General features: G+C 71.9%; 5 protein-coding genes. All 5 read left to right on the top strand.

All coding sequences use genetic code 11. The features are described from left to right. Window positions 1-161: 161 nt before the first annotated feature. On the top strand, window positions 162-1,091 hold the full coding sequence (locus ACWDR4_RS49755; RefSeq protein ID WP_450418784.1) for an A/G-specific adenine glycosylase: 930 nt from the start codon (window positions 162-164) through the stop codon (window positions 1,089-1,091). Window positions 1,092-1,361: 270 nt separating this feature from the next. Then, complete coding sequence (locus tag ACWDR4_RS49750; RefSeq protein ID WP_389355551.1) at window positions 1,362-1,904, top strand: SigE family RNA polymerase sigma factor; 543 nt, start codon at window positions 1,362-1,364, stop codon at window positions 1,902-1,904. A 158-nt stretch (window positions 1,905-2,062) separates the two neighbouring features. Beyond that, window positions 2,063-2,719, top strand: a complete 657-nt coding sequence (locus ACWDR4_RS49745) for a hypothetical protein (RefSeq protein ID WP_450418782.1) — start codon at window positions 2,063-2,065, stop codon at window positions 2,717-2,719. 46 nt (window positions 2,720-2,765) lie between these two features. Continuing rightward, on the top strand, window positions 2,766-3,473 hold the full coding sequence (gene cseB / locus ACWDR4_RS49740) for a two-component system response regulator CseB (protein WP_450418781.1): 708 nt from the start codon (window positions 2,766-2,768) through the stop codon (window positions 3,471-3,473). A gap of 8 nt (window positions 3,474-3,481) precedes the next feature. Next, on the top strand, window positions 3,482-4,816 hold the full coding sequence (cseC, locus tag ACWDR4_RS49735) for a two-component system sensor histidine kinase CseC (protein ID WP_450418780.1): 1,335 nt from the start codon (window positions 3,482-3,484) through the stop codon (window positions 4,814-4,816). Window positions 4,817-4,936: the final 120 nt, after the last annotated feature.

Below are 4,936 nucleotides of genomic sequence, written 5' to 3'. Positions count from 1 at the left end.
CGGCGTTTGAGGACGAGGCCGTTCAGGCCGACAGCGGGGGTCTGGGGGCGCAGCCCCCAGGGGATGGGAACGGGTAAGGGCGGCGGGGGCGAAAACAACCCCGCCGGTACCGCACCGCATCGCACACCCCCGCACCCCCACATGGCAGGATCGGACCCGCCATGACTGCGCCCACGAAGCCCCCGCACCGCGACGCCAACACCCCCGCCGACACCCCCACCACCGACCTCCACTCCCCCGTCATCGACTGGTTCGACGAGCACGCCCGCGACCTCCCCTGGCGCCACCCCGACGCCGGCCCCTGGGGCGTGATGGTCAGCGAGTTCATGCTCCAGCAGACCCCCGTCAGCCGCGTACTGCCCGTCTACGAGCAGTGGCTCGCCAACTGGCCCCGCCCCGCCGACCTCGCCAAGGACGCCCCCGGCGAAGCCGTCCGCGCCTGGGGCCGCCTCGGCTACCCCCGCCGCGCCCTCCGCCTGCACGGCGCCGCGGTCGCCATAACGGAACGCCACGGTGGCGACGTACCCACCGACCACTCCCAGCTGCTCGCGCTCCCCGGCATCGGCGAGTACACCGCAGCCGCCGTCGCCTCCTTCGCCTACGGCCAGCGGCACGCCGTACTGGACACGAACGTCCGCCGTGTCTTCGCCCGTGCCGTCACCGGCGTCCAGTACCCCCCGAACGCCACCACCGCCGCCGAACGCAAGCTCGCCCGCGCCCTGTTGCCGGACGACGAGCCCACGGCCGCCCGCTGGGCCGCGGCCTCCATGGAACTCGGCGCGCTCGTCTGCACGGCCAGGAACGAGAGCTGCCACCGCTGCCCGATCGCCGCCCAGTGCGCCTGGCGGCTCGCCGGGAAGCCCGAGCACGAGGGGCCGGCCCGCCGCGGCCAGACGTACGCGGGCACGGACCGCCAGGTGCGCGGCAAGCTGCTCGCCGTACTCCGCGAGGCCCACACCCCCGTACCGCAGGCCGCGCTGGACCGGGTGTGGCACGAGCCGGTGCAGCGCGCCCGGGCCCTCGACGGCCTCGTCTCGGACGGTCTGGTCGAGCCGCTGCCGGGCGGGCTTTACCGCCTGCCGCACAGCTGAGACACATGCCGGGACACAGACTCGGCCTTCCGTAACGCGCCGAACACCCCTCCCCCGCCCGCCAAATCACCCCACATCACCACCAATTACCCCGCCCGCTTACCCCTCCCCTACTTCCGTTACACAACCGACGGACAGCCGCGCGCTCCCCGCAGGCTGGCTCGGACAACCCCGTGACAACCCCTCCGTAGCTTCATCCCTGTACAGACCACAGGGCAGTGAAAGCCGGCCGGCAGGCGGGTCGGAAACGGGGATCGGAGGCGGTTGGACATGACGCAGCAGGGCGAGGTGCTCGAATTCGAGGAGTACGTCCGCACGCGGCAGGACGCGCTGTTGCGCAGCGCCCGTCGACTGGTCCCGGACCCCGTCGACGCCCAGGACCTGCTGCAGACCGCGCTCGTACGGACGTACGGCCGCTGGGAGGGCATAGCGGACAAGCGCCTCGCGGACGCCTACCTCCGCCGGGTGATGATCAACACCCGGACCGAGTGGTGGCGGGCGCGCAAGCTGGAGGAGGTGCCCACCGAGCAGCTTCCGGACGCGTGCGTGGACGACTCCACCGAGCAGCACGCGGACCGCGCGCTCCTGATGGACGTCATGAAGGTGCTCGCACCCAAGCAGCGCAGTGTCGTCGTACTGCGACACTGGGAGCAGATGTCCACGGAGGAGACGGCCGCCGCCCTCGGCATGTCGGCCGGAACGGTCAAGAGCACGCTGCACCGGGCGCTCGCCCGGCTCCGGGAGGAGCTGGAGGCCCGCGATCTGGACGCACGCGCGCTGGAGCATGAGGAGCGGGAGCGTTGCGCGGCCTAGGCACAGGGGCGACCGATCCCGGGGTCCCACGGACTCCGCCCCGGACAGGGACGGATTCGGACGCGGACCCACCCACGGGTCCAGGTCCGAGTCCGGGTACCAGTCCCGGTCCGGGTTCGGGCTCATGGGGATGGCCGGGGCACGGCTCGGGGCGGCTCATGGGGCCGGCCCCGTCCGTACCTGCCCGGCGAGCCTTTCAGGCGGTGATCACGGCGACGGCCGTGCTCGCCGCCCTCGCCCTTTTCGTCACCGCCTGCGCCACCGGCGGCACCGGCGCCCGTGACGAGGGGCCGGCCGGCGCCGACGCCGTCGCGGGCAAGGTGAACCCCACCCCCGCGCCCTCCGCGTACGCCACGACGGACGACGTGGACGGGGTCAGGCTCGTCATGGACGACCCGGGGGTCGCGGTCTCGGTCAAGCGTGCGCTGAAGCCGTGCGTCGGGGACGAGTACCCGGTCGACGTGTCGTACGGCGATCTGACCGACGGGGCCTCCGACGACGTCGTCGTCAATGTCATGACGTGCAGCGATGCCGTCGGCGTCGGGTCGTACGTGTACCGCGAGGCGGGCAGCGGCACCGGCTACCGGAACGTCTTCCGGGCCGAGGAGTCCCCCGTCTACGCGGAGATAGACCGGGGCGACCTGGTGGTCACCAAACAGGTGTACAAGAAGGACGACCCGGTGACGAGCCCGTCGGGCGAGAATGTGATCACCTACCGGTGGACGGCGGGCCGCTTCACCCTGGAGTACCGCACACACAACGAGTACAGCGGTGCGGTCGACGGCGACACCGCCCCGACGACGGCCCCCAACTGACCTGACACACGACCTGGCACACAAGACGAGAACTGAGAGCACCGGGATGGCAGACCAGACCCACGTCCTCTTCGTCGAGGACGACGACGTCATCCGCGAGGCCACCCAACTCGCCCTGGAGCGGGACGGCTTCGCGGTCACCGCGATGCCCGACGGGCTGTCGGGCCTGGAGGCGTTCCGCGCGGACCGCCCCGACATCGCCCTGCTGGACGTCATGGTCCCGGGCCTCGACGGGGTCAGCCTGTGCCGCCGTATCCGCGACGAGTCCACCGTGCCGGTGATCATGCTGTCGGCGCGCGCCGACTCCATCGACGTGGTCCTGGGCCTGGAGGCGGGCGCCGACGACTACGTCACGAAGCCGTTCGACGGTGCCGTCCTGGTCGCCCGGATCCGCGCGGTCCTGCGGCGCTTCGGTCACGCGAGCGGCCCGAACGGGCCGGCTGCGGAGGGCGGGGCGGCCGTGACCGGCGGGGTGCTCGTCTTCGGCGACCTGGAGATCGACACCGAGGGCATGGAGGTCCGCAAGGAGGGCCGGCCGGTGGCCCTGACGCCCACCGAGATGCGGCTGCTGCTGGAGTTCTCGTCCGCGCCGGGCACGGTCCTCTCCCGCGACAAACTCCTCGAACGCGTGTGGGACTACGGCTGGGGCGGCGACACCCGCGTCGTCGACGTCCATGTGCAGCGGCTGCGTACGAAGATCGGCCAGGACCGGATCGAGACGGTCCGCGGCTTCGGCTACAAGTTGAAGGCCTGAGCGGGCCCATGGGCGCCAGGTTCAGAGGAATGACGGGGATCCACACCGGGCTCAGGTGGAAGCTGAGCGCCGCCATCGCGCTGGTCGGCGCGCTCGTGGCGGTGACGCTCAGCCTGGTCGTGCACAACGCGGCCCGGGTCTCGATGCTGGACAGCGCGCGCGATCTCGCGGACGAACGCGTCCTGATCGGGCAGAGCAACTACAACCTGTCGGGGCGGCCCAACTTCCCCGGCATCAAGGTCGACGACCCGAACCTGCCGCAGGAGCTGCGGGAGAAGGCGGCGGAGGGCCGCCGGGCGACCTATGTGACCGACCGGCCGGACGGTGTGCCGGACATCTGGGCGGCCGTACCGCTCAAGGACGGGCACATCATGTCGCTGCACACCGGGTTCACCGACCGCAGTACGGACATCATGGCCGACCTCGACCAGGCGCTGATCATCGGCTCGATCGCCGTCGTCCTGGGCGGCAGCGCGCTCGGCGTGCTGATCGGCGCGCAGTTGTCGCGGCGGCTGCGGAAGGCGGCGGCAGCCGCGAACCAGGTCGCCAGAGGCGAGACGGACGTACGAGTCCGGGATGCCATAGGCGGTGTCGTACGCGACGAGACCGACGACCTCGCCCGGGCGGTGGACGCGATGGCCGACACGCTCCAGCAGCGCCTGGAGGCGGAACGGCGCGTCACAGCCGACATCGCGCACGAGTTGCGTACGCCGGTGACGGGACTGCTGACCGCCGCCGAACTCCTCCCTCCCGGGCGCCCGACGGAGCTGGTCCTGGACCGGGCGAAGGCCATGCGCACGCTGGTCGAGGACGTCCTGGAGGTGGCCCGGCTCGACGGGGCGTCGGAGCGGGCCGAGTTGCAGGACATCATGCTGGGCGAGTTCGTGGCGCGGCGGGTGATCGCGAAGGACCCGGAGATCGCCGTACACGTGGTGCACGAGTCGGAGGTCACGACGGATCCGCGCCGCCTGGAGCGGGTGCTGTTCAACCTGCTCGCCAACGCGGCACGCCACGGCAAGGCGCCGATAGAGGTGTCGGTGGAGGGCAGGGTCATCCGCGTACGCGACCACGGCACGGGCTTCCCGGAGGACCTGTTGGCGGACGGCCCGAGCCGCTTCCGCACCGGCAGCAGCGACCGCTCCGGCCAGGGCCACGGCCTGGGCCTGACCATCGCCGCAGGCCAGGCCCGCGTCCTGGGCGCCCGCCTCACGTTCCGCAACATACGCCCACCGGGCGCCCCGGAGGACGTCCCCGCAGAGGGCGCGGTAGCGGTCCTGTGGCTCCCGGAACACGCCCCGACCAACACGGGCAGCTACCCGATGCTGCCCCGCACAAAGCCCTGACGAAGAGGGATCTCGCGCCCGCCGCCCTTACCCGTTCCCATCCCTCGGGGGCTCCGCCCCCGAACCCCCGCATCGCGCTGAACGCGCTCGTCCTCAAACGCCGGACGGGCTGGGTTAGTC

This window comes from Streptomyces sp. NPDC000878 (genome assembly GCF_053599695.1).
The sequence above is the reverse complement of the archived record's forward strand: the minus strand, read 5'-3'. Positions and strand labels throughout refer to the sequence as shown.